A 23289-nucleotide genomic window follows, 5' to 3' on the forward strand; every position below is an offset into this window, starting at 1 on the left:
AGATAATGAGTGAAGCAAGAAAGATTAGTGCGCCTTTGAGTAAAGAAGTGGCAACAAGCCTTAAAGCAGGGGAGAGTGTGCTCATCAGCGGGACGATTTTAGCCGCAAGGGACGCCGCACACAAGGCATTAACCGAAGCTCTAGCAAGGGGAGAAAAGCTCCCTGTGGATTTGAGGGGTGAGACAATCTACTATCTAGGACCAACTCCTGCCAAACCCGGAAATGCCATTGGCTCAGCGGGTCCTACTACAAGCGGGAGAATGGACAAATACACGCCCACTATCATAGAGCAGGGCATTGTTGGTATGATTGGTAAAGGCTATCGCAGTAAGGAAGTGATAGATTCTATGGTAAAGCATGGGGTAGTGTATATGGTTGCAGTGGGCGGGGCTGCTGCGCTTATTTCTAAATGTATCACAAAGTATGAGGTTTTAGCTTATCCTGAGCTTGGACCAGAAGCGGTAGCGAGACTAACGATTGAGAACTTTCCTGCTATTGTGGCAATTGACGCACATGGGAATAATTATTATGAAGTAGGGCAAGCCCCATATAAGAAAATTTAGCATTTATAAAAGCGATCTTTTAGGACAATATATTTTTCGTATTTTTTAGTGATTTTGGGGAGAGCTTCTTCGGTCGTATTTCATACTCCCTAAGACATGATAAACTTACCACACGGGTGAGAAACCCAAAAGACCCAAAGGGGTAAAAGGTTAGTATAGAGTACCCCCCGCTAGGCGCTTTAGGCGGTGTGTGTGAATTGATTTTACACACACCAAGACATCAAATTAATGACGGCGAAGAATTCACACCCGAATCACTAGGACTTAAAAAAGCAATTCTTCACTCCTTAAGAAGTTTAAAACTCTTTAGTGGCGAGATTTTATAAAGTAGATATTAATCATTTCTACAGCTAAAGAAAACACTATAGCAAAGTAAATGTAGCCTCTAGGGATATGAAAATGAAGGCTATCAGCAAGAAGCGTCATACCTACAAGGATTAAAAATGCAAGGGCTAGCGTTTTGATGCTCGGGTGAGATTCTATAAAGTATGAAACGCCCTTAGAGGCAAAAAGCATAATGCACACACTGAAGATAATCGCAAGAATCATTACAGGTAAAATATCTACCATACCTACAGCTGTGATAACAGAATCTAGGGAAAATACAATATCAAGCACCATAATTTGGACTAAGACTAAGCCAAAGGAGCGCAGAGGCTTTGGCTTGCTATTTTGGGTGGTATGTTCTTTGCTCATAGAGTGGATTTCGCTTGTGGCTTTATACATAAGAAACAAACCTCCAAGAAAAAGCACAATATCTCGCCCGCTTATGGGAAAATCTGCTATTTCAAAAAGTGGGGTATTAAGCTTCATTACCCAAAAAAGGCATACAAGTAACGCTATGCGTGAAAGCATAGCAAGGCTTAAGCCAAAGATTCTAGCCTTTTCGCGACGTTCTTTGGGGAGGGATGAGATGATAATGCTTAGAAAAATGAGATTATCAATGCCTAAGATGATTTCTAAAAACACAAGTGTAGCTAGGGCTATCCAAGCATGTAAATCTCCCACCCAATAAAAAATAGAGGTAAATATATGAAAGGTATCCATTATATCCAGCCCTTTTTCTTAAAATAGATAATAGGAAAGATAGTAGAGAGAATCATAATAACCAACACTATAGGATAGGAAAAATCCCATTGTAATTCAGGCATATTCTCAAAGTTCATACCATAAATCGTGCCAATAAGCGTGGGGGGCATCATGGCTACGGTTACCACGGTGAAGAGTTTGATAGTTTTATTTTGCTCTATATTGATTTGATTTGTGAGAATGGTTTGGATATTATCAAGGGCATGCATATTCGCAGTGGTAAATTCCACAAGTGAGTTTAGGTCTTTAAGCACAATGGTAATATTTCGCTTCACTTCAGAATCTGCTTTATCGCTTTTAAGCGCAGCAGTGATAGCACGTCTTTTATCAAAGAGAGAATCCCGCACACTCATATTCACTTCTTGCAAAGATGAGAGGTCTTCTAGCATTTCTTCATAATTGACAACATGAGAGTTAAACACCCTTTTACGCAATAAACGCGTGTTTTTAGCTACGCTCTCTAGCAAGTCAGCGTCCTTTTCTACCCGTATTTCAAAGATTTTACCAAGCAAATCAAAGCCATCTTCAAAAACCTTTGGTGTAGCAAGCACAATTTGCTGTATTTCATCAAAAACCTTAAATTCACTATAGCGAATGGTAAAAAGTATATTTTTACAAAGTAAGAAAGTAATAGTTTCATTGCGTAATTCAGACTGCATATCCCGCACAAGGAAGTAGGTATTAATCGTAATACTTTCGCTATCTTCCCAATATCTAGCGGATTGCTCGATTTCTTCTCGTTCTTCTTTTGTGGGGACTTCGAGGTTGTAGGTATGGGAGATGTAATACACCTCTTCGCTTGAGGGCTGGAATAAATCAATCCAAAGGATTTTGTCATGCTCTTTGAGTATTTTTACCTTCTCATCACCTAATTTTAAGCCCTCACGTATAATTAATCCATTGCGTCTTATGAAAATATTAATCATTTTACCCTCCCTTAGCGCTATTAGGGTGCATACGATATGAAGCGTGAATTGTAGCAAAAACTCACTTAATGCTTATATAACCCCTTAAGTTTTGTGCTAAGTTAAACAATCCATTGTAGAATGCGGCATTACATATCGTAAAATCTTTAAATAAATTGATATTTCAAAGGAAATCAGTGAAGCATCTTCCTAACTTTTTAAGTATTTCAAGGATTTTTTTAGCAGTTTTGCTTCTTTTTGTAGCACTTCATTATCAGGTGATTTTGCCTGAATATGTGGATATAAGCTGGGTAAATTACCTTACATGTTTAATTTTTTGCGTGGCGTCTTTAACAGATTTTTTTGATGGATATATCGCGCGTGAATATCACCTCTACTCGCGCTTTGGAGAGGTGTTTGACCCATTAGCAGATAAAATGCTTATTCTCTCAGCCTTTATTGCACTTTTGCTTTTAAATAGAGCTTCCCCTTGGGCTGTATTTTTGATACTCTCACGCGAGTTTTTTATCACGGGCTTACGCGTTATGGTAGCAGGGAGTGGGGTGAGTGTGGCTGCAAGCAAAAGTGGCAAATATAAGACAGGAGCCCAAATTACTGCCGTAGCCTTTTTGCTTGCAGATTTTTTCCCCGGTGGGGAAGTGCTTTTATGGATTGCAGTAGTATTGACTTTATATTCAGGGGCAGATTACACCATTAAATATGTGAAGAGCTTATAGAATGAATATTATCATCGCACTTTTTATTCTCTCCTTTTTAGTATTTTTCCATGAGTTGGGGCATTTTATTGTAGCACGGCTTTGTGGCGTGGCTGTGGAGGTTTTTAGCATTGGTTTTGGGAAGAAACTCTTTAGCTTTTCTTTTAAGGGCACACAATATGCCCTAAGCCTTATCCCGCTAGGAGGGTATGTAAAGCTTAAAGGGCAAGATGATAGCAATCCTAAAGTAAAAAATAATGAGAAAGATTCATATTTCTCTAAATCTCCAGCCCAAAGAATTGCTATTTTGCTCGCAGGTCCATTGTTTAACCTCATTCTTGCCTTTATGCTCTATGTCATTATAGGCATGGGGGGCAAGATGAGCCTACTTCCTGTTGTTGGAGAGGTGAAGGCGGGCTATCCTGCACAAGCAGCACAAATACAAGCTGGAGATAGAATCTTAGCTATTAATGATAAAAGTATAAAGACGTGGGAAGAGCTTGATTCTATGATTATTAACTCAAAAGGGGAGATAGATATTCGCATACAAAGAGAGCATACAAGCCCTGAAATTTTTGAAGTGCGAGTGTTGCCAAAGCAACAAGAGGCGAAAAATATTTTTGGAGAGCCTATAGTGCGCAATGTGATTGGCATTACAAGTGCGAATGCTATGGATATAGTGCGGTATAATATCTTAGAGAGTTTGCACTATGGCATAAATGAGACAATCAAAGCAAGCACGCTTATTTTGCAAGGTGTTATCAAGCTTATAAGTGGTGTCGTGCCAAGTAGTGAAGTGGGGGGTGTGGTGAGTATTGTGTCAATTATTGGTTCAGCCAGTGGGTGGGCTATGCTATTTTCGCTTTGTGCGCTTATTTCTGTGAATCTTGGGATTCTTAATCTCTTGCCTATACCTGCCCTTGATGGAGGACATATTCTCTTTAACTGCTATGAGCTTATAACTCGCACTCCTCCTAATGAAAATATCGCATATTATCTTACAATCTGTGGTTGGGTTATTCTCATTACATTAATGCTTTTAGGATTGTATAATGATATATTGCGTTTATCGTTTTAAGGAGGGTAGGGATGCTCGCATTGAATCTTGAACGAATCTTACGCAGAATCGAACGAGCACGTCTCTCTTATAATGCTCATCATATCGTTTCGCTTGTGGCTGTAAGTAAATACCAAAGTCAAGATGAAATACGCGCACTTTATGAATGCGGACAAAGAGCGTTTGGAGAGAATAAAGTACAGGATTTACGTCTGAAATATCAAGCTTTAAATGATGTGCCATTGGAGTGGCATTTTATAGGGACATTGCAAGAGAATAAGATTAATGCTTTGCTTGCTATGGATATAAGTCTTTTGCATAGCTTAGATTCTCTAAAACTCGCCCATGCTTTGCAAAAGCGCTTAGGAGAGAAGAAAATACGCGCTTTGTTGCAAGTGAATGCAGCAAATGAAGCAAGCAAAAGTGGAGTGGCTGTAGAATCTGCAAAAGATATATATATACAAATCACTCAAAGCTGCCCAAATATCATACTCGAGGGGATTATGAGTATCGGTGCTCATAGTGATAATCGCTCACATATTGAGCAGAGCTTTAAGCTTACACGTGATGTGTTTGATAGCGTGCGAGACTTTGGTGCCAAAACTCTCTCTATGGGTATGAGCGGGGATTTTGAAATGGCTATTGCATATGGAGCAAATCTCGTGCGCATTGGCTCTAGGCTGTTTGCAAGGGATTAGAATGAAAAAAATAGTATGGCTTATATGTACTTTTATTGGCATACTATTTGCTCGAGGTGAGCTTATACAAATTATGCAAGATATGGAATATGCCATAAACCTTATGCAAAAGGGCTTTTTATATGATAAGAAAACATGGGTTGATGAGGGCATAAAGGAGTTTAAAGCCTTAAGTAGGCAATTGCAGCATATCGATCCTCGCGTGTATTTGGAAGGTCCTCAAAGACGTGATGCGAATGTTGTAAGCGGGATAGCGATGAGAAATAGAGAGAATATTGAAGTGTTGGAACGTTTTTTGAATCAAGATCAGAAAGTCAAAAGTATTGATGCTTTTGGGCAGATTCTTACTGGCTGTATGAGTTGCCATCTTCTTTCACGTGGCTGGTAGTGTTGTTTCTGGTGGTGTTTTGCACTCAAGGTTATGGCTACTAAGAGTGGCAAGTAAAGTAAGCAAAGAGTAAGTAAAAAGAAGCTAAAAAGGGCAGGGTAACTTAATGAGTGAGAAGAAAATGCGCTACATAAGCTATGTAATATGTGTCATTTGTGTGAGTTGGTATTTTGTGGGTTGTCAAAAGGCTAAAAAAGAAGTTGAATTTCAGTATTTTAATCAAGCACAATTTGAGAAATTTCTTAGACTTGATAGCCATGAGAGACGCACCTTTGTAATGCGGAGCGATAATAACGCAGATAAGAGTGCATTAAAGGCATATGCTTATATTTATCATTCGCCGCATTTAATGCTTGATTTAGCATATATGGATAATGGAGTATTTGTAAGAAATCGCTATGAAATAGACAAAGTAGGCTTTGCAAAAGATAAGGGTATTTTAAAGCTTAAGATAAAGGCACAAGATGGAGATTGGCTTATCTTTAGCCAAGATAGGGATTTACCCTTAAATGAAGTAAGAAGCTTTTTTGCCTCTTTTTATAACAAGAATGATTCTAGCAATACGCAATATCATAAAGTGCTTGTAAGAAGCCAGATAGTATGCACAGAGAAATTAAAAAAGCAAGTATGCGATAAGATAAATAGAGCATTAGGCGCCAATGAAGATAAAGCCACCTTGCTTCACTCCTTAGCCCAAGAGGTAGCAAAAGATTATGATAAAAGCATTACATGGAATATACAAGACATACATGACCAAAGCGTTGTGTATATAGATGATAAAATCATCGTCCTTAGCGATAGTATAAGAGAATATAATGGCGGGGCGCACGGAAGTACATTATTAAAAATGCAGGCTTTTGATATTCACAATGCACAGAGCCTTCCTCAAAATGCTAGCACTCTCTTTAGGGAGGGATCTTTAAGCCAAGTGCGCACCTTGCTTGTGAGCGAGCTAGAGAAGCACTATAGTAAAGATACATTTTTTGAGTTTGAAGAGATTGATATACCGGAAGTATTTTTTGTAAGTGATGAGGGCATTGTATTTGTATGGCAAGAATATGATATAGCACCATATTCAGCCGGCATCATTAAAGTCTCCTTGCCTTTTAGCGCATTAAAGCCTTATGTTCAAACACATTCGCCCTATGGGTATTTATTTGAATGAAAATACTTTTTGCCCCAAGTGAGGGGAAAGTTATCCCCCAAGATTTGCATAAGAGCCATTTTCATAAGGCATTAGGGGAAGATTCTTGCTTGCTTCCACCTATTAGGGCTGCTTTAGAGGCATATAGAGAGTATCTTATGCATGCCCCTGAGAGTAAGATAGCTACACTTTTTGGGAGCAAAGCCCTTGATATGCACACTTTAGCCCTATGCCAAAATATCCTTAACACACCAAGAATACAAGCGATAGAGCTCTATAATGGCGTAGCCTATAAAGCCCTTGATTTTGAGCATTTAGATACTAGGGCTAAAGCCTATATTTGTGAGAATGTTTATATTTTTAGCAATCTTTTTGGTGCGGTGCAGGCAGGGGAGTATTTGCCTTATTATAATCTTCATCAAGGTAAGGGAGTGGGGGCTTTTGAGCTAAAGACGCTTTATAGGGGCTTAAAAGCCTATCTTGATGCGCATTTTAAGGATAGCCAAGTGCTTGATTTGCGCCCAGAAATATATATGAAAGCCTATAGCCCTAGTGTTCATTGCCATAAAGTGGAGTTTTTAAAAAATGCCAAAAAGCTAAGCCATTATGCAAAATTTTATCGAGGATTATATGTAAGGACTTTAGCTCAAATGGGCATTACAAGCACGAGCGAGCTTGAAAAGCTAGAATTTCCCTCTCTCAAACTCATAGACTTCAAGCAGCTCCAAAATGCTACAATATTAACATATGACATACGCTCTTAAGATGAGATTGTATGTTTATGGGAACAAATGCGATAAAATCTTAAGAAAGAATTTGAAGAAAAGGTGGAAGCATGATAAGAATTACAGAAAATAGCTTGCGTGATGGACATCAATCCCTTTTAGCCACGCGTATGCGCACAGAGGATTTAATTGAGGCAGCAAAGATTTTTGATTCTATAGGGTTTCATAGCTTAGAAGTGTGGGGTGGGGCGACTTATGATACATGCTTGCGTTATCTCAAAGAAGACCCATTTGAGCGATTGAGTGAATTTAAAAAAGTCTGCCCTAAAACTCCCTTGCAAATGCTTTTAAGGGGGCAAAATCTCATTGGCTATAGGCATTATGCTGATGATGTGGTGGAGGAATTTGTGAGACTCTCTTGTGAGGGAGGTATAGATATTTTTAGAATCTTTGATGCCTTTAATGATCCACGCAATCTTCAAAAAGCCATTGAGAGTGTGAAAAAATATGGCAAACACGCACAAGGAGCGATTTGCTATACGACTTCGCCTATACATACGATAGCAAGCTTTGTAGATTATGCTAAAGAGCTTGTGAAAATGGGCTGTGATTCACTTGCAATTAAAGATATGGCAGGTTTGCTTGCACCATTTGCAGCCTATGATTTAGTCAAAGCGCTTAAAGAAGAAATAGGAGTGAGTTTAAGCTTGCATACGCATTCAACGGCGGGCTTTGCCTTTGGTGCGCACTTAAAGGCTGTCGAAGCGGGGGTTGATGTGCTTGATTTGGCAAATTCTGCTTTGAGTGAGGGTACAAGCCACCCATGCACGCAATCTATGGTAGCTACTCTAAAGGGGACAAGCTGGGATAGCGGGCTTGATATAGCACAAATGGAGTTAGCAGCAGAGATTTTGCGCAAAAATAGACGTAAATATAAGAAATTTGAATCTCAATATAATCAAATTGATACGCGAGTGTTGGTCAATCAAATTCCCGGAGGTATGATTTCTAATATGGCTAATCAGCTTAGAGAGCAAAATGCCCTTGATAGAATGGAAGAAGTGATGAGTGAGATTCCCCACGTGCGTGCGGATTTTGGCTATGTGCCTTTAGTTACGCCATCAAGCCAGATTGTCGGCACTCAAGCAGTGCTTAATGTCCTTATGGGGGAGCGATATAAGACTATTACTACAGAAACGCGTAATGTGGTTAAGGGGCTCTATGGTCGCACTCCAGCGCCTTTGAGTGAGAGTTTGCTAAAAAAGGTGCTAAGTGAGCATGAAGAGATTATTAATGTGCGTCCTGCGGATTTGTTAGAGCCTGAATTACCAAAAGCCAAAGAGGCAAGCTCTACATTTGCTAAAAGCCCACAAGATGTCATATCTTTTGCTATGTTTAATCAAATCGCCCAGACATTCCTAGAAGAGCGCAATAGTAATACATTAACCCCAGAGCCTTTAGAATCTTTTGAAGAAAAGTGTGATGATAAATTGCCTAAAGAATTTGAGATAGTGGTAAATGGCGAGCATTATAGCATTAAGGTAGAGGGGAGCGGAGAGAAGAGTGATGAAGTGCGTCCGTTTTTTATCCGTGTTGATGGTGAGTTGAAGGAAGTATTTGTTGAGAGTGTTGATACCTCTTTAGAGGGGAAGATTCTTAAAGAGCCAAAAAGTGGGACACTTCCTCAAGCTACTGCACCCGGGCATGCCAAATCTCCTATGCCCGGCACACTTACCAAAATCAAAGTTCAAGTAGGCGATAAGGTCAAACAAGGCGATACATTGGCGATAGTTGAAGCTATGAAAATGGAAAATGAAGTATTATCGCCCATTGATGGCGTGATAAAAGAGATTTATGCTACTCAAGGTATGCAAATAGGGAGTGATGTAGCCATTATGCTACTCGGATAAGCTTGAAATATATTTACCTTGATAATGCGGCTACCTCTTTCCCCAAGCCCCCTTGTGTTATAGAATCTGTACATACTTATCTTACACAGATTGGCTCTAGCCCCGCAAGGAGTGCCCATAGCCTCTCTATCGCGTCAGGGCAGATACTCTATGAGGCAAGATTCTCTTTAGCAAAGCTTTTAGGGCAGGAGAGAGAAGAGAGAATTATATTTGGTGCAAATGCAACGGCTATGCTTAATGCAGCCATTTATGGGGTGATTGGAGTAGGGGATAAGGTTGTAAGCACAAATTTAGAGCATAATAGCGTTATGCGACCACTTATGCACTTAAGCTCTACTCGTCATATTAAACTCACTCAAATCCCAGCTACACCTACATGCACTCTCAATCTCTCATGTTTAGAATCTGCCCTAAAAGGGGCTAAAGTGTGTGTATGTGTGTATGCTAATAATGTCAGCGGGGCGGTGCTACCTATTAGAGACATTTATGCCCTTTGTTTGAAACACAATGTGATTTTCATACTTGATGCTTCTCAAGCAGTGGGGCATTTGCCTCTTAGGGCGGATGATGCAGATATTATTTGTGCTTCTTGTCATAAAGGGCTTTATGCTCCAAGTGCACTTGGCTTTATGAGCCTTAATCCAAGCTTTGATGAAGCAAGATTGCAGAGTTTTATGCAGGGAGGGAGTGGCTCAAAGAGTGAAGAGAGTCTCCAGCCTGCTTTTTTACCCGATAAATATGAGAGTGGCACGCCAAATATGTGTGCTATTGCTGGGCTTAAGGCGGGGCTAGAGTGGATAGAGCAAAATGGCGGCATAGAGGCATTGCATACGTATGAAATGTCTCTGTATAAGCGGCTTTATTGGGGATTAAGCGAGTGTGATAATGTCATTTTGTATAGTATAGAATCTAAACAATGCGTGGGGAATGTTTCTTTTAATATTAAAGGCAAATCCCCTAAAGAAGTGGGTTTAATGCTTGATAGAGAGTTTGGCATACTCACACGTGCGGGCTTGCATTGCTCACCTTTGACACACAAAAGTATGGGGAGCTTTGAGCTTGGGGGGAGTGTGCGCTTGAGTGTAGGGGCATTTAATAGCATAGAAGAGATAGATTACACACTGCAGGCAGTAGCTTCTTTAGCTAAGAGTTAAGGTAATCTTGCAGTGCGCAAGCTTCATTAATATTCTCACTCTTCATACATTTAGTTGCCTCTAATGCCACATACGCAGCAGAAAGCGTGCTAAAGTAGGGGATAGCGTTTTTAATAATTTGCGTACGTATGAGCAGTGAATCTTCTTTGTTAGAGTGCTGGTCGCTTGTGTTAATGGCTAGGCTGATTTGATTATTGGTCATACTATCAATGATATTTGGGCGACCTTCGCTTACTTTAAGGATATGCGTGGCTTTTATACCCTCTGCGCATAAAACACGATAAGTCCCCTCTGTAGCACAAATGGAGAATCCAAGCTCTATAAATCCACGGGCAAGGGCGATACCCTCCTTTTTATCACAATTTGCCAAAGAGAGGAAGATTTCTCCTTGTTGGGGTAATGCATTTTTACAAGCTAATTGACTTTTAGCAAAGCTTAGCCCGAAATTCCTACCTATACCCATAACCTCCCCTGTACTTTTCATCTCTGGTCCTAGCAGTAAATCTGCCCCCGGGAGTTTATTGAAAGGAAAGACAGATTCCTTAATGCACACATAAGATAAAGCTTTAGGCTTAAGCGGAGTAGAGCTGAAATCAACCTTTTGATATTTATCATAGAATCTTAGGGCTTCTTGTAAAATACCTTGTGTGTCTTGTTGTTGTGCATAATGCCACATTACTCTTGTGGCGACTTTAGCAAGTGGCACGCCTGTAGCTTTGCTCACAAAGGGCACAGTACGCGAAGCACGGGGATTGACTTCAATAAGATAAAGCTTATTTTCAAATATCGCATATTGGACATTCATAAGCCCCACCACACCTAATTTAAGGGCGATTTTTGTCGTTGTGTTGATGATTTCTTCAAGCATAGCTCTAGAGACATTTACCGCAGGCAAAGAGCTAGCACTATCTCCGCTATGTATGCCTGCTTCCTCTATATGCTCCATAATGCCACCGATATATACTTCTCTCCCATCACTTACGCAATCCACATCAAATTCGCTTGCCTGCTCTAAGAATTTATCAATCAACACAGGTGAGCTATCACTCACGGCAATGACTTCATCCATATATTTTTTGAGCTCTTCATCATCATACACAATTTTCATAGCCCTCCCGCCTAGCACATAGCTTGGACGTACAAGGATAGGGAAGCCTATTTTGTGGGCAATCCCAAAGGCTTGCTCTTTCTCATAAGCTATGCCATTTTGAGGCTGGTTAAGCCCTAATTCATTCACAAAATTTGCAAACTTTTCTCTATCTTCGGCTATATCTATGGCTTTGACTGATGTGCCAATGATGGGGGCGCTGATTTTTTGCAGGGAATGAGCGAGTTTAAGCGGGGTTTGCCCTCCAAAATGCACAATAATGCCTTGAGGCTTTTCTCTCTCTATCACGGCGCGCACATGCTCAAAGTCAATAGGTTCAAAGTAAAGTGTATCGCTTGTATCATAATCTGTGCTCACGGTTTCGGGGTTGCAGTTATACATAATGCTTTTTATGCTCATATCTCTTAGTGCAAAGCTTGCATGCACGCAGCAGTAATCAAACTCAATCCCCTGTCCAATGCGGTTTGGTCCCCCTCCTATAATCAACACCTTTTGTGACGGAGGACAAGAGTTTTTTGGACAAGTGTTTTCTGGTGTAACATCTATATAGCTATAATCTCCAATATGGGAATAAAAGTAGGGCGTTAAGCTTGGGAACTCCCCAGCACAGGTATCTACTTCATTATAATGGGCTTTCACATTAAGCTCACAGCGCACTTGATAGACTTCAGACTCACTCATCTCAACATTATCATTAGCCTTTAGCCAATGGGCTATCATCTTATCGCTAAAGCCATAGCTTTTTATGCTCCTCATTAAAGCACTATCATTTAGAATCTCAGCATTTATGCGCTTCTCTGCTTGCACTATTTCTTCTATTTGCTTTAAAAACCATTTATCAATCTTGCACAACTCGTGTATTTCATCAATATGAATGCCAAGCCTTATACCCTCAGCGATATAGAGTAATCGCCCTGCATTAGGGCGGCGGATTTCTTTTTTGATAGTTTCTATATCAGCCTGCATACATTTAAAGCCAAAAAGTCCTGTTTCAAGGCTGCACATTGCTTTTTGCAAAGATTCTTTAAAGCTCCCTCCTATTGCCATAACTTCACCTATAGATTTCATACTTGTAGTGAGTGTGGAATCTGCCTTAGGGAATTTCTCAAATGTAAAGCGCGGGATTTTAGTAACAATATAATCAATGCTAGGCTCAAAGCTAGCAGGCGTGCCTGTGATGTCGTTTTTAATCTCATCAAGGTTAAAGCCTACAGCAAGCATTGTGGCGACTTTAGCGATAGGATAGCCTGTAGCTTTGCTAGCTAGCGCAGAGCTTCTTGATACGCGTGGATTCATTTCAATAACCGTCATTCTGCCATTTTGTGGATTTATGGCAAATTGCACATTGCTCCCGCCTGTATCTACGCCAATTTCTCGCAATATCTTAAAACTTGCATCGCGCATTCTTTGGTATTCTTTATCCGTTAGAGTAAGGGCAGGGGCTATGGTTATAGAATCTCCTGTATGTACGCCCATGGGGTCTAAATTTTCAATGCTACATACAATAATGCAGTTATCATTTTTATCGCGGATAACTTCCATTTCATATTCTTTCCAGCCAAGTAAGGATTCTTCAATGAGTATTTCATTAATAGGGCTTATCTCTAAGCCACTTTTTGCCACAGCTTTGAATTCATCAATATTATATGCTACTCCGCTGCCTCCACCTGCTAACGTATAGCTTGCACGTACAATAAGGGGGAATCCTATCTCTTTGGCGGCATTGAGAGCTTCTTCCTCTGTATAGGCATAACGCGATTTGGGTAAATCCATGCCAATTTTTAGCATAGCTTCTTTAAAAGCCTGTCTATCCTCCCCCTTTTTAATGGCTTTAGGGTTTGCCCCTAAAAATGTAATACCCTCTAGCATACCCTTTTCATACATACTCATAGCGACATTTAGTGCAGTTTGCCCGCCCATGGTGGGTAAAATCGCATCGACTTTTTCTTTAGTGATGATATTTGCGATAATTTCTTCAGTAATGGGCTCAATGTAAGTCCTATCAGCAAAGTCTGGGTCTGTCATAATCGTAGCAGGGTTAGAATTAATAAGTACAACCTTATAGCCTAAGGATTTAAGCGTTTTTACCGCTTGCGTGCCTGAATAGTCAAATTCACAAGCTTGTCCTATGATGATAGGACCTGAACCAATAAGAAGAATGGTAGAAATATCGGTACGTTTAGGCATAAGGAATCCTTTAATAATGCTGTGTGGTTTGTGTGCGATTGTATCTAAAGTATATTTAAGCCTACTTTATAGAGAAGTAACGCACTTTATGGCAAGGGATAGCATATAATAAAAAGTGAGGATAGAAGAGAGTAAAGAGATGGGCTAAGAGTGGAAGTTAAAAAATAATTGTTTTATTGTTATGCACAAAGATTCTATCTTCTAGGGCAAGCAAAAGTGCGCGTGAAAGCACAGCTTTCTCAATATCACGTCCAGCCTTTTGCATATCTTGCCATGAGTAGCTATGATTGATATGTATCACATCTTGCGTGATAATGGGTCCCTCATCAAGATTTTCATTCACAAAATGTGCGGTTGCTCCTATAAGCTTTACACCTCGTTCATAGGCTTGTTTGTATGGATTTGCTCCTATAAATGCTGGGAGAAAGCTATGGTGGATATTGATGATTCTATCCTTAAAATGTGAGACAAAAGCAGGCGTGAGAATCCGCATATATTTAGCAAGAATAAGATATTCGCTATCAAAGTGAGAAATAACTTCTAAGAGTTTTGCTTCATGCCTTTCCCTGCTAAGATTATCAGCAGGGATATGAAAGAAAGGTATATTAAACTTCTCTGCAAGGGGTTGAAGTGTGTTGTGATTGCTAATGATGGCTTGAATATTCGCATAAAGTTCCCCGCTATCATGCCTTAAAAGTAAGTCCCCAACGCAGTGGTTTTCTTTTGTGCAAAGAATGATAATGTTTTTCTTTTGGCATGTTTGGATTTTAAGTGTGCTGTGAGGCGGTAAGATACTTTCTAGCTCTTTTTGAAGTATCGCTTCGTTTATTTCCCCACAAGTGTGTGTGCGCATAAAAAAGCGCATATTGCCTTTATCTACATACTCATCATTGCGTTCGATATTAAGCCCAAGCTTATAAAGCACTGATGAGATATGATAAACTAAACCCTTTTTATCAGGTGCGCTAATAAGAATCGTGCATTGAGTGCTCATAAACTTGCTTTGAGTGATGGCAGGCTAAGAGAGAGCACTTTAGAGCTTACAGAATCTAAAAATTTATCCATATAGGCTTCAAATTTATCTTTTTTAAGCCATATAGGCTGTGTGATATTTGCATGCTTTTTGAGTGATTCTATGGCATCTTCTATGGAGCCTACTTGGTCTATTAAACCTAAAGCCTGTGCTTGATAGGCTGAAAATACCTTACCCTCTGCAAAGGTATGATAATCTTTGTTTGCAAGCTCTGGACGTGCCTTTTGCACATCTTGCCAAAACATTGTGTATTGCTCTTGTATGAGTGCGTTAAGGAAAGCCTCTTCTTGCTCACTCCATTTGCGAGTAATAGTGCCCATTTCTTTATATGCCCCTGCTTTGATACCTTGCTCCTTAACGCCTAATTTATTCATAAGCTCTTCAATGTTGTATCCATTGAAAATCACGCCAATTGAGCCAATAAGCGCACCACGATTTGCATAGATTTCTTTAGCATACATACCTGCATAGTAGCTTCCGCTTGCCATTGAACCGCGCACATATGCGATAACAGGGAGCTTTTCACAAAGATGTTTAATCATATCTGCAATTTCAATGCTTGCGCCTATCGTGCCTCCGGGTGAATCAATAATTAAAAGCACACCCTTGATATGTTTATTTTCTATAATTTTTGTAACTTGCGCATTAAAGCTCTCACTCTCATAAATGGGCATATTGAGATAGAGTTTTGCAAGGTTTGGGGGCGTTTGGCTTTCAAAATCCCGGCTTGGGAGGCAAACTAAAAGCACAATAAAAAGAAATACAAAGGTTTTGAAATATTTATTAATAAAATCAAGTGGTGCGGTAAATATGCGTAAAAGCTTGCGTAGAGATTCCATAAGTGAAGCCTTTTAAAGAGTGGCGATACACTCGATTTCAACAAGTGCATTTTTGGGTAGAGTTTTTACTGCAATGGTGCTACGTGCGGGTTTGTGGTTACCAAAATATTGTGCATAGACTTCATTTAGGGCATTAAAATGCTCCATATCGCTTAAAAATACCGTTGTTTTTATCACCTTATGCAAACCGCTATTGAGAGATTCTAATATCGCCTTTAGATTCTCTAATACTTGTTTGCTTTGAGTTCTAATATCCCCCTCTAGGAATATCCCCTGCGGCGTAAGGGCAATCTGCCCTGAAGTATAAATGATGCCATTATAAATGCAAGCTTGGCTATATGGACCAATGGCTTGTGGGGCATTGGAAGTGCTTACTGGCGTGATTGTTTGCATTCAGAGTCCTTTAAAAAGCAAAGTTAAGCTATAATCTTAACACTAAACTTTAAATCAGGTTTGGAATCCACGCAAGGAGCGATATATGTGGCGTATGTGTGCTATATGGTGCATGATGATTTCAACTGCCTTAGCAGATAATATGGTATTGGATTTTGATAGCATTGAACGTATAGAACTGAATCTTAAATCGAATCAAACTTTAATGATCAATCACAAAACGGGGAGATTACTTGGGATTATGGAGATAGGAAGAGATGGGAAAGTGAGGACTTTACCGATCCCAAGGGAGCTACTTGGTAAAAATGAATCTGACATAATGGGTGGCTCTACTTTAAATCAATATGATAGCCACACAAGTCATATAGGTGATTTCACAACGACTATTTATATTAGAGGCAAGGAGCAGATTATAGATGTAGAGCAGGTAAAAAGCTCCCAAGCGCCAAAAAAACGCGAAGGGGAGTTTGAATGGGACAAGAGTAAGATTATTTATGAGCAAAATGAGGAGATACTTGATATTATGCGTTAAAGCGCACTTTGAAAATGCACTTAAAGCACGCTTAATTTAGGCTTAGGGAATTAAGGCATTATTTTTGCTTCCATATCAAATAATGGTCGATATAGACTTGATGAGGATTTGTTTATTTAAGGGATCTTAAGCAAGAGAGCAAGAACATTAAAATAAGGTAGGGTAATCGCAATGAGGGTTACATTTGGCACAAAATACAACCAAATGAATTATTATCAAGGCACCATGCAAAGCAAACTTACAGATATGAATACCAAAATTGCTTCGGGGTTGAAGATTCAATATGGGTATCAAGATAGCAGTGTATTTAATCAGAATCTCAAGCTTGAATATGAGAAAGTGAATTTAGACCAAGGCATAGATGTAAGCAATTATGCTCATACTTCAACGCTTAACACAGACAAAGCGCTATCGGAGCTCTCTCAAAGCGCAGATCAATTTAATACAAAGCTTATTCAAGCTGCAAATGATATTCACTCCCCCACTTCACGCGAGGCGATAGCAAGGGATTTAGAGAAATTAAAAGAGCATATGATTAATATTGCTAATACTGCCATTGGTGGGGAATTTCTCTTTGCTGGAAGCAATGTGAAAGTTCGCCCATTTGAGCCAGATGGCACATATAAGGGCAATGGGGAGAGGCTTGAGGCATTAGTGAGTAATAACAACCCCATACCTTATAATATCACGGGTGAAGAGTTATTCTTTGGGAGAGATTCTGACCACCATAAAAGTATTACGACAAATATTCGCAAATTCAATCAAACCAAGCTTAATAATGACATTATGGATAGGATTCGCCGAGGGGATATACCTGAGGAAGTGTATATTAAACCTGGCGATACGTTGCGGGATTTGCTAGGTGATAATGATGATGATACCAGCAATAATGGCAAAGAATACTTCTATCTTCGCGGAGTACGCCCTGATGGGAGCAGCTTTAAGAGTAAGTTTGAATTTGATGTAGGCTATAAAAATGTCAATAATGCCACCAAAGTGCAAGATTTACTTGATAGGATTGGAAAGGAATTTGGCAATACAAGTAAAAATAAAGTTGTCGATGTGGGTATGAATTTTTGGGGAGAAATTGAGATTAAAAACCTCCAACCCGGAAATGCAAATTTGGATTTTCATCTCATATCAAGCGATGTAGATGTAGAGAATCTTGATGATTTACCTGCACTTGGAGCAAGAGTTACTAGCTTTCAAAAAAGCCCATTTATGGGAGCATTCTCACAAAGCTCTCTAAAAGCCATTAAAGATAATTATGATCATCGCAACTTGACTTTTCCCTCAACTTTTCTTACTAAAGATAATTTCCCCGCTACCTTGCGCACTAAGCTTAAAGATGTATTAGCTGAAGATGTGAGTACTCTGCTTATTAGCGGGACTCGCCCTAACCGCGATGATGGAAGTATTAATGAAGAATCTATTGGAGATTTAAATATCCAAGTTGATGATGATTTAGAAGTGCAGGATTTACTCTCTATGATTAAGCAGCATTTTGGCGGAAACATAGAGGGGGAGATTATACGTGGGCAGCTTGTTTTGCGCGATATGAATGTGAGCCATAAAGATAGGGATATGATGGATCCGCCGTTTAATGGACCAAGTGGCTTTAGTTTAACCCTTACTACACTTAATCAAATGGGCTTAGAGACAAAGGGCTTGAGGCAGGATTATAAGAGCGAATATGATAGATTAAGTTTTGATAATCAAGGTTCAAAGCTTATCTCTAATGTATCACAGATATTATCAAGTGGTATGGGCTATGCTAATGAAGAAACAAAGCTCTCTAGTGTCGCAGGTGGGAGTCTTGATGGGCAAACTTATAATCTCGCATTAGATGATCATAATGGAATTGTTGTGAATGCACGTATTGAATTTAGTAACAAAGGCAGTTATCTTATAATCCCTAATGCAGACTTTGATATAACAGATTCTAAATCACAAGCGGAGTTTTCTATACCGCTTTATAACCCGCATGATGAGCCTCCTGCTGTGAGTGTAAGCAAGGCTGATGATGTAACATATCGTCAATTGCTTGATGCCATAAGTATTGCGCTTAATTATAGCAATCAAAGCATGGATACCTATAAGAATGCCCAAGCTCAAAATGGCGTCCCTACCCAAGAGGGGAAAAAGATGTATGAGGCTATGCTAGAGCAAACAAAAGGTCGCATAAGTGCGTATTTAAGCCGTGATGGACGCATTGAAATCGCTGATGAAATGCGTTCAGTTTCGCGTATGAAGTTTATGATATATGATAGCTCAAGTAATGACTTTAGCGAGCAGGGCATTCGTAATTACCGCTCTTCGCTTACATTTAATGCAAATAACGCCCTTGTTATTGATGAGCCTGATATAGATTTTTTCCATTCGCTTGATGGCATTATTCAGGCAGTCCGCTCAGGTGTGTATCGCCCTGATGCGTATGGAGAAGAATATACCGATCAAATGCGTAATAAAGGGATTCAAAATGGCATTGAGCTTTTTGGGCATTTAAAAGATCATATTGAAAAGATGATTGCCCTTAATGGCACGCATGGTCGGAGTTTTGAGAATGTGATTAGACGTAATGAAGTTTTGAGGGTGCAGATAGAATCTATTAAGAGCGATGTCATTGGTACAGATATTGCCCAGACTTATAATCACTTCTCTAATCTTACGACAAACTATAATGCCGTACTCGCCTCTACAAGCCGCATCAATCAAATGTCTTTGGTGAATTATTTATGATATGTATTCCTATACTGCGATATAGCCATATCCGCGATATGCAAGAGCCCTATAGTGTTTCATTGCTTAATTTTGAAAAGCAGATTCAATATATGCAGAAAAAGTCATTTCAGTTTTTAAGCCTTGATGATGTGATTGCCGCTAAGCAAGATAGCTCAATGCTCCATGCAAAGTGCGTTTTACTTAGCTTTGATGGAGCATGGCGTGATATACACATCAATGCTTATGAGATTCTCAAAAAATATCAGGTGAAGGCGGGATTGTTTGTCGTTACAGAGTGGGTTGATGAAGCCTCTAAGAGTGAGGCGGAGTATATCCCCACACCGCATAATGAATGCAAAAATGCACTGCTAAATAATGCAAGAAGCGTGATGTGTAATTGGAATGAGCTTAGGCAAATGCAAGATGTCTTTAGTATAGGCTCTATGACGCATACCTATCAGTTTTCAAATATTATTTCTCTCTCTTGGCATGAAGATTTTGAACTCTCAAAACGGCTCATTAAAGAAAAGCTTGATGTCCAAACAAAACATTTAGCATGGCCAGATGGAAATTATAATCAAGGTTTGTTACGAACTGCTAAAAGTATGGGTTATGAGGCATTTTACACCATGGACAAAGGCTTAAATGAAATTACGCAAAATAATGATGCCCTCAAACGTTATGATATGAAAGATAGCTTGTTTTGGCTAAAAAGGGTGTTATTTGCTACTTCAAGCACGCGAAATTTTGGAATTGGCAAAATATTTTTATAATATATGCTATAATCGAAGCTAAATTTAAGTATTGAGAGGAAGAGAAATGAGAATCTTAGTCATTGAAGATGACCCGAGCTTATGCAAGAGTATCGCAGAAATGCTTAATGAACATAGCTACCAAACCGATGTCGCTGAGAATCTAAAGGATGGTGAATATTACATTAGCATTCGTAACTATGATTTAGTGCTCACTGATTGGGGCTTACCCGATGGCTGTGGGCTTGATATTATTTCCCAAGTGAAAGAAAAATCCCCTCGCACACCGGTAGTGGTTATCTCCAATAAAACTTCTGCTGATAATGAAATACAAGCTTTTAGAGAAGGTGCAGATGATTTTGTGCCTAAGCCTTTTGCTAGCTTACAAGTCCTTTTGATTAGAATTCAGGCGAGATTGCGTTTCTGGGGTTCAAGTGTGATTGAGATTGAGGATTTAGTCATTAATCCTGATGAAGAGAAGATTACTTATAAAGGGCAGGAAATTGAAGTGAAAGGCAAGCCATTTGAGGTGCTTACACATCTTGCACGACATCGCGATCAAATTGTTTCAAAAGAGCAATTGCTTGATGCTATCTGGGAGGAGCCTGAACTTGTAACACCCAATGTGATTGAAGTGGCTATTAATCAGATTCGCCAGAAAATGGATAAACCTCTTAATATTGGCACAATAGAAACGGTACGTCGCAGGGGTTATCGCTTTTGCTATCCTAAAAAACCTACCGATGCCTAACTTTCAATCACTTTTAAGCGCTTAGTAGCTATAATTCCTCTGCTTCCTTGCAGACTTATGCAATAGATTCGATGGGACAACGCTTCAGGGTGGGAACACAGCAGAGCATCTTGTGAGTTTATGTGCCATAAGCACCTGCAGGGGAGTTACCACTATTTAAGATTCTTATAAACTATAGATTATATTGAAGACCACTCCAAAAGGGTTTTTATGTGGATTGTTTCAGAGCTTACACCAAATTTTAGACAAGAATACACTATTGATACAAAAATACTTGACTCCCGCAGCACGCATATTGTAGAGATTTTTAAAAGTATGGATTTTGACCAAATAGCAATGATTGACCAAAAAGATATTATCTCCTCTCAATATCTTTTTATAGAATCTGAGCTTCTTGCACATATTCCCTTATGTGTTATCCCTGAGCCAAAGCATGTTTTGCTTTTTGATAGCTTTAATCTTGAGATTGCCCATGAATGCTTAAAACATGGAGTGAGGGTTGATTGTGTGCAGGGGGATAGAAAAAGCCTAGATTCGCTTATGAGCTTTCTTCCACATTTCCATGATGTGATGAATAATGCGGCTTTTACATTGGTTGAGCAAGTCATAGATTTAGATATTAAAAAGTATGATGTGATTATTGCAGATACTTTGCTTCACAAGCATCAGATTGATGGTTTATCGCGTATGCTAAATGCTCAGGGCATACTTATTGCACGCAGTCACCACCCACTTCTTATGGAAAAAGAGTTTTTAGATAATATAGCCCAATACAGAGATTTTTTTAAAATTATTATGCCTTTTTATCCGCAATTTAGCATTATGAGCAATAAAAGTTATATTTTTGCTTCTAAGAGTTTTCACCCGTGTGCAGATATGCTTTTGCAAAAGATAGACCTTCTTCCACCATTGCAGTATTATAATGCCCATATCCATGAGGGTGCATTTGTGTTACCAAATTTCTTGCTTCAAAAGTTAAGCAATATCGCATGTTTTTAAGCATAAAAGGAAAATAATGAAATTATCATCTGCAATTGCCCTTACAGGTTCAATAGGGAGTGGTAAAAGCACATTAGTTAGCCTTTTTTCACTTTATGGGTATAAAAGTATCTGTGCTGATAGTCTTGCCCATGAAGTGCTTGATGAGCATAGTTCTGAGGTTATTGCTGCATTTGGAGATGAGATTCAAGATGAAAATGCCAAAGTCAATCGTAAGAAACTTGGTAAAATCGTTTTTGCCTCATTAGAGCAGCGCCAAAAGCTTGAATCCATTCTCCATCCTCATATCCATAAAAGCATACTTGCAAAAGCAGCTAAATTAGAAGAGAAGGGTGCGTGGTATTTTTTAGATATTCCGCTTTTTTTTGAAGTAGGGGGTAAAGATACTTATCCTGTAGCACGTTCGCTTGTGGTTTATACCCCAAAGGCTAAGGCTATAGAGCGTATTATGCAACGCGATAATCTAAGCTTTGAGGACGCAAAAGCACGTTTAGATGCGCAAATGCCTATTGAGGAAAAATGCCGTTTAGCTGATGATATTATTGGTAATGATGGCTCTATCCGCGCATTACAGCAAAGGGTGGAATCTTATATTCGCTCTCTCCCGCCTATTGGCTCTTAGCTAAGGAGTGAAATATGGAGGTGATGAAATACAGCAGCAGTGGAAATGATTTTTTGATTTTTCATAATGCTTTGCATAATGATGGCACTCGCCCAAGCCTAGCGCAAAGTATGTGCGATAGGCATAATGGCATAGGGGCTGATGGTATGGTTGTGCTGATTCCTGCTGCAAATAAGCCATATGCGTATGAATGGGAGTTTTATAATGCAGATGGTTCTTGTGCAAATATGTGTGGTAATGCGAGCAGAGCTGTGGGGCATTATGCTTATATGGAAGGCATTGCTCCTAGCAAACATAGCTTTTTAAGCGCAGTGGGGCTTATTGGCATAGAGGTGGATACAAGTAATACATCTTTGGTGCAAAGTGATTTGGGTGGCTGGAGTGTGCTTGGAGGGAATATTATAGAATCTAATCCTTATAAGGTCTCCTCTTGGACATTGCTTGATACGGGGGTGCCGCATTTGGTTGGGTTTGTTTCTCAAATGGGTGATTTGCCTAAACTAAAAGATGATTGCTTGCGTGCTTTGCGCGTAAAATATAATGCAAATATCACACTTGTTTTTGCTCAAAAAGAGCAGATTTTTTATATGAGTTATGAGCGCGGGGTAGAGGATATTACTTTGAGTTGTGGCACAGGAGCGGCTGCGGCTTTTGTTATGGCTTTTGAGAATAATCTATGCAGCAGATATGCTAAACTCATTCCCCCAAGTAAGGAAATACTCGAGCTTAGGGTAAATGAAGATTCGCACATTCTTTTTAAGGGTGCAGTTAAAGCTATTGCACGTTGCGAATGGTTATTATAACAACCCGGAGGTAAGCCATGCCATTAACGTTTAAACCTTTTAGCGGGGGGGGGGGGATAGTAGCACCTCAAAGCTAGAATCTCCCCTTACTCATAACAACCCTACAAAACATTCCAATACTCAAAAACACTCCCAAACCCCCACTTCTATAAATCAAAGTCAAAGCAATACGAGTGAAGTCAAAAGTGAATCTCTCACTT

The 23289-nt window shown here is 39.5% G+C and carries 23 protein-coding genes; 17 read left to right on the top strand and 6 right to left on the bottom strand.

What is annotated here, in order from left to right; genetic code table 11:
• Nucleotides 1-5: 5 nt before the first annotated feature.
• Both CQA63_RS07780 and CQA63_RS09895 read left to right on the top strand, forming a co-directional pair.
• A complete protein-coding gene (locus CQA63_RS07780; protein ID WP_104700458.1) occupies nucleotides 6-563 on the top strand; it encodes a Fe-S-containing hydro-lyase in 558 nt (185 codons plus the stop codon).
• Nucleotides 564-751: 188 nt separating this feature from the next.
• A complete protein-coding gene (locus CQA63_RS09895; protein WP_170128390.1) occupies nucleotides 752-889 on the top strand; it encodes a hypothetical protein in 138 nt (45 codons plus the stop codon).
• Here the strand turns inward: CQA63_RS09895 and CQA63_RS07785 are convergent.
• Both CQA63_RS07785 and corA read right to left on the bottom strand, forming a co-directional pair.
• Nucleotides 870-1583, bottom strand: coding sequence for a TerC family protein (locus CQA63_RS07785; RefSeq protein ID WP_411710162.1), 714 nt, complete (start codon nucleotides 1581-1583; stop codon nucleotides 870-872). The genes CQA63_RS09895 and CQA63_RS07785 overlap by 20 nt on opposite strands.
• A gap of 26 nt (nucleotides 1584-1609) precedes the next feature.
• Nucleotides 1610-2578 carry a magnesium/cobalt transporter CorA gene (gene corA / locus CQA63_RS07790; protein ID WP_104700460.1) on the bottom strand — a complete coding sequence of 323 codons (969 nt, stop codon included), beginning with the start codon at nucleotides 2576-2578 and terminating at the stop codon, nucleotides 1610-1612.
• A 176-nt stretch (nucleotides 2579-2754) separates the two neighbouring features.
• Between corA and pgsA the strand changes: the two genes are divergently transcribed.
• From pgsA to CQA63_RS07830, 8 genes are all read left to right on the top strand, one after another.
• Nucleotides 2755-3294, top strand: coding sequence for a CDP-diacylglycerol--glycerol-3-phosphate 3-phosphatidyltransferase (gene pgsA, locus CQA63_RS07795; RefSeq protein WP_104700461.1), 540 nt, complete (start codon nucleotides 2755-2757; stop codon nucleotides 3292-3294).
• Nucleotide 3295: 1 nt separating this feature from the next.
• Nucleotides 3296-4351, top strand: coding sequence for an RIP metalloprotease RseP (gene rseP, locus CQA63_RS07800; protein ID WP_104700462.1), 1056 nt, complete (start codon nucleotides 3296-3298; stop codon nucleotides 4349-4351).
• 11 nt (nucleotides 4352-4362) lie between these two features.
• Nucleotides 4363-5028 carry a YggS family pyridoxal phosphate-dependent enzyme gene (locus tag CQA63_RS07805; RefSeq protein WP_104700463.1) on the top strand — a complete coding sequence of 222 codons (666 nt, stop codon included), beginning with the start codon at nucleotides 4363-4365 and terminating at the stop codon, nucleotides 5026-5028.
• Between the two features lies 1 nt (nucleotide 5029).
• The gene (locus CQA63_RS07810) at nucleotides 5030-5416 is read left to right on the top strand and encodes a hypothetical protein (RefSeq protein WP_104700464.1); all 387 of its coding nucleotides are present in this window, start codon (nucleotides 5030-5032) and stop codon (nucleotides 5414-5416) included.
• Between the two features lie 106 nt (nucleotides 5417-5522).
• Nucleotides 5523-6581: an RsiV family protein gene (locus CQA63_RS07815; RefSeq protein WP_104700465.1), complete on the top strand. Its 1059-nt coding sequence runs from the start codon at nucleotides 5523-5525 to the stop codon at nucleotides 6579-6581.
• Nucleotides 6578-7324, top strand: a complete 747-nt coding sequence (yaaA, locus tag CQA63_RS07820) for a peroxide stress protein YaaA (protein ID WP_104700466.1) — start codon at nucleotides 6578-6580, stop codon at nucleotides 7322-7324. Before CQA63_RS07815 ends, yaaA begins: the two co-directional genes overlap by 4 nt.
• A gap of 71 nt (nucleotides 7325-7395) precedes the next feature.
• Entirely contained in the window at nucleotides 7396-9195 is a 1800-nt protein-coding gene (gene oadA / locus CQA63_RS07825; protein WP_104700467.1) for a sodium-extruding oxaloacetate decarboxylase subunit alpha, read from the top strand.
• A gap of 2 nt (nucleotides 9196-9197) precedes the next feature.
• The gene (locus CQA63_RS07830; RefSeq protein ID WP_158655506.1) at nucleotides 9198-10349 is read left to right on the top strand and encodes an aminotransferase class V-fold PLP-dependent enzyme; all 1152 of its coding nucleotides are present in this window, start codon (nucleotides 9198-9200) and stop codon (nucleotides 10347-10349) included.
• Here CQA63_RS07830 and carB read toward each other — a convergent pair.
• The 4 genes from carB to CQA63_RS07850 all read right to left on the bottom strand — a co-directional run bounded on the left by carB (nucleotide 10339) and on the right by CQA63_RS07850 (nucleotide 15909).
• Entirely contained in the window at nucleotides 10339-13644 is a 3306-nt protein-coding gene (gene carB / locus CQA63_RS07835; protein WP_104700469.1) for a carbamoyl-phosphate synthase large subunit, read from the bottom strand. The two genes, CQA63_RS07830 and carB, sit on opposite strands and share 11 nt — an antisense overlap.
• 157 nt (nucleotides 13645-13801) lie before the next feature.
• Nucleotides 13802-14638 carry a formyltetrahydrofolate deformylase gene (gene purU / locus CQA63_RS07840; RefSeq protein WP_104700470.1) on the bottom strand — a complete coding sequence of 279 codons (837 nt, stop codon included), beginning with the start codon at nucleotides 14636-14638 and terminating at the stop codon, nucleotides 13802-13804.
• Nucleotides 14635-15516: a signal peptide peptidase SppA gene (sppA, locus tag CQA63_RS07845; protein ID WP_104700471.1), complete on the bottom strand. Its 882-nt coding sequence runs from the start codon at nucleotides 15514-15516 to the stop codon at nucleotides 14635-14637. Before sppA ends, purU begins: the two co-directional genes overlap by 4 nt.
• A gap of 12 nt (nucleotides 15517-15528) precedes the next feature.
• Nucleotides 15529-15909, bottom strand: coding sequence for a RidA family protein (locus CQA63_RS07850; RefSeq protein ID WP_104700472.1), 381 nt, complete (start codon nucleotides 15907-15909; stop codon nucleotides 15529-15531).
• 85 nt (nucleotides 15910-15994) lie between these two features.
• Between CQA63_RS07850 and CQA63_RS07855 the strand changes: the two genes are divergently transcribed.
• The 7 genes from CQA63_RS07855 (at nucleotide 15995) to dapF (ending at nucleotide 23089) form a co-directional block, all read left to right on the top strand.
• Nucleotides 15995-16441, top strand: coding sequence for a hypothetical protein (locus tag CQA63_RS07855; protein ID WP_104700473.1), 447 nt, complete (start codon nucleotides 15995-15997; stop codon nucleotides 16439-16441).
• Nucleotides 16442-16612: 171 nt separating this feature from the next.
• Nucleotides 16613-19180, top strand: coding sequence for a flagellar hook-associated protein FlgL (gene flgL, locus CQA63_RS07860; RefSeq protein ID WP_104700474.1), 2568 nt, complete (start codon nucleotides 16613-16615; stop codon nucleotides 19178-19180).
• Nucleotides 19177-19935, top strand: a complete 759-nt coding sequence (locus CQA63_RS07865; RefSeq protein WP_104700475.1) for a polysaccharide deacetylase family protein — start codon at nucleotides 19177-19179, stop codon at nucleotides 19933-19935. Before flgL ends, CQA63_RS07865 begins: the two co-directional genes overlap by 4 nt.
• 46 nt (nucleotides 19936-19981) lie before the next feature.
• The gene (gene hsrA / locus CQA63_RS07870; RefSeq protein ID WP_104700476.1) at nucleotides 19982-20665 is read left to right on the top strand and encodes a homeostatic response regulator transcription factor HsrA; all 684 of its coding nucleotides are present in this window, start codon (nucleotides 19982-19984) and stop codon (nucleotides 20663-20665) included.
• A 210-nt stretch (nucleotides 20666-20875) separates the two neighbouring features.
• Entirely contained in the window at nucleotides 20876-21664 is a 789-nt protein-coding gene (locus tag CQA63_RS07875; RefSeq protein WP_104700477.1) for a spermidine synthase, read from the top strand.
• A gap of 16 nt (nucleotides 21665-21680) precedes the next feature.
• A complete protein-coding gene (gene coaE / locus CQA63_RS07880) occupies nucleotides 21681-22286 on the top strand; it encodes a dephospho-CoA kinase (RefSeq protein WP_233706657.1) in 606 nt (201 codons plus the stop codon).
• 14 nt (nucleotides 22287-22300) lie between these two features.
• Nucleotides 22301-23089 (top strand): diaminopimelate epimerase, encoded by a 789-nt coding sequence (dapF, locus tag CQA63_RS07885; protein ID WP_104700479.1) that lies wholly within the window; start codon nucleotides 22301-22303, stop codon nucleotides 23087-23089.
• The last annotated feature ends 200 nt before the right edge of the window (nucleotides 23090-23289 follow it).

Source organism: Helicobacter marmotae (genome assembly GCF_003364255.1).
Classification (GTDB): Bacteria; Campylobacterota; Campylobacteria; order Campylobacterales; family Helicobacteraceae; genus Helicobacter_C; species Helicobacter_C marmotae.

Bases quoted from the DNA above. Each gene is read 5' to 3' on its own strand.
- CQA63_RS07810 (WP_104700464.1), top strand. From the start codon at position 5,030: ATGAAAAAAATAGTATGGCTTATATGTACTTTTATTGGCATACTATTT.
- corA (WP_104700460.1), bottom strand. From the start codon at position 2,578: ATGATTAATATTTTCATAAGACGCAATGGATTAATTATACGTGAGGGC.
- CQA63_RS07780 (WP_104700458.1), top strand. From the start codon at position 6: ATGAGTGAAGCAAGAAAGATTAGTGCGCCTTTGAGTAAAGAAGTGGCA.
- oadA (WP_104700467.1), top strand. From the start codon at position 7,396: ATGATAAGAATTACAGAAAATAGCTTGCGTGATGGACATCAATCCCTT.
- CQA63_RS07855 (WP_104700473.1), top strand. From the start codon at position 15,995: ATGTGGCGTATGTGTGCTATATGGTGCATGATGATTTCAACTGCCTTA.
- carB (WP_104700469.1), bottom strand. From the start codon at position 13,644: ATGCCTAAACGTACCGATATTTCTACCATTCTTCTTATTGGTTCAGGT.
- CQA63_RS07850 (WP_104700472.1), bottom strand. From the start codon at position 15,909: ATGCAAACAATCACGCCAGTAAGCACTTCCAATGCCCCACAAGCCATT.
- purU (WP_104700470.1), bottom strand. From the start codon at position 14,638: ATGAGCACTCAATGCACGATTCTTATTAGCGCACCTGATAAAAAGGGT.
- CQA63_RS07865 (WP_104700475.1), top strand. From the start codon at position 19,177: ATGATATGTATTCCTATACTGCGATATAGCCATATCCGCGATATGCAA.
- sppA (WP_104700471.1), bottom strand. From the start codon at position 15,516: ATGGAATCTCTACGCAAGCTTTTACGCATATTTACCGCACCACTTGAT.
- dapF (WP_104700479.1), top strand. From the start codon at position 22,301: ATGGAGGTGATGAAATACAGCAGCAGTGGAAATGATTTTTTGATTTTT.
- CQA63_RS07875 (WP_104700477.1), top strand. From the start codon at position 20,876: ATGTGGATTGTTTCAGAGCTTACACCAAATTTTAGACAAGAATACACT.
- rseP (WP_104700462.1), top strand. From the start codon at position 3,296: ATGAATATTATCATCGCACTTTTTATTCTCTCCTTTTTAGTATTTTTC.
- CQA63_RS07815 (WP_104700465.1), top strand. From the start codon at position 5,523: ATGAGTGAGAAGAAAATGCGCTACATAAGCTATGTAATATGTGTCATT.
- hsrA (WP_104700476.1), top strand. From the start codon at position 19,982: ATGAGAATCTTAGTCATTGAAGATGACCCGAGCTTATGCAAGAGTATC.
- CQA63_RS07805 (WP_104700463.1), top strand. From the start codon at position 4,363: ATGCTCGCATTGAATCTTGAACGAATCTTACGCAGAATCGAACGAGCA.
- yaaA (WP_104700466.1), top strand. From the start codon at position 6,578: ATGAAAATACTTTTTGCCCCAAGTGAGGGGAAAGTTATCCCCCAAGAT.
- coaE (WP_233706657.1), top strand. From the start codon at position 21,681: ATGAAATTATCATCTGCAATTGCCCTTACAGGTTCAATAGGGAGTGGT.
- flgL (WP_104700474.1), top strand. From the start codon at position 16,613: ATGAGGGTTACATTTGGCACAAAATACAACCAAATGAATTATTATCAA.